Genomic DNA, 283 nt, shown 5'->3' with positions numbered 1-283 from the left:
TTTCCAGAGGTTATGCTTCTTTTGATTATCAGCCACTTGACTATCGCGAGTCAGATTTGGTGAAAATGGATATTAAGCTTAATGGAGAAAACGTTGATGCTTTGTCGGCATTAGTTCACCGTTCTAAAGCAGAGTCCTTTGGCCGCAAGATTTGTAAAAAGCTGAAAGAGTTGCTTCCACGACAGCAGTTTATGATTGCTGTACAGGCTGCTATTGGTGCTAAAATTATAGCGAGGGAATCTTTATCAGCTCTACGCAAAGATGTAACTGCCAAATGTTATGG

At 40.6% G+C, this 283-nt stretch carries 1 pseudogene; it reads left to right on the top strand.

Features of this window, described 5'->3' with window-relative positions:
• Positions 1–283: pseudogene (locus ACRBG0_RS10950) on the top strand (elongation factor 4); the annotation flags it as partial.

It is taken from the genome of Lewinella sp., from assembly GCF_050633125.1.
Taxonomy (GTDB): Bacteria; Bacteroidota; Bacteroidia; order Chitinophagales; family Saprospiraceae; genus Lewinella.
Note: the sequence above shows the minus strand (reverse complement) of the source record. Positions and strands in the feature narration are given on the sequence as shown.